General features: G+C 64.7%; 1 protein-coding gene. It reads right to left on the bottom strand.

What is annotated here, in order from left to right; genetic code table 11:
• Positions 1-391 (bottom strand): VOC family protein (locus J5M58_RS26525; RefSeq protein WP_207880335.1); only part of this gene is annotated, 391 nt, incomplete at its 3' end.
• Between the last annotated feature and the right edge of the window lie 94 nt (positions 392-485).

The following is a 485-nucleotide window of genomic DNA, read 5'->3' as shown; positions in this document are numbered from 1 at the left end:
GATGCAATTCGACGAGATTGCCCGCGGGATCGTGCAGGAACAACTGCTTGAGGTTCGGCGATGCGATGTTCTCGAGCGTGAAATAGCCGATGCCGCGCGCGACGAGCGTCTGCTCGGCGGCGCGCACGTCTTCGACGGCGAGTGCGATGTGGTTCGACACCGGGTCCTGTCCCGGCCCCTTCGCGTATCGCGACGGCGCGTCGCTGCCCAGGATGTGCAACTGGGTGCCGTTCGGCAGGTCGATCCACGATCCGTAGATGCCGGGGATCTTCCAGCGCGTGCGGTCGAGCGGCAGCGACAGCACGTCGCGATAAAAGTCGAGCATCGCGTCGGCCTGCTCGGGGGCGACGCGGAATCCGACGTGATGCAGTTCCACTACTTCGATGGCCATGATGATTTCCTCGTTGGTCGCGCGAAGGCTGCGCCCTCGCTTCGGCGATAGCGCCGATGGGCGGCGCTATCGCCGCTCGGGTCGAGTATAGTAC

The sequence above is a fragment of the Pseudomonas sp. 32_A genome, assembly GCF_017490905.1.
Taxonomy (GTDB): Bacteria; Pseudomonadota; Gammaproteobacteria; order Pseudomonadales; family Pseudomonadaceae; genus Aquipseudomonas; species Aquipseudomonas inefficax.
The sequence above is the reverse complement of the archived record's forward strand: the minus strand, read 5'-3'. Positions and strand labels throughout refer to the sequence as shown.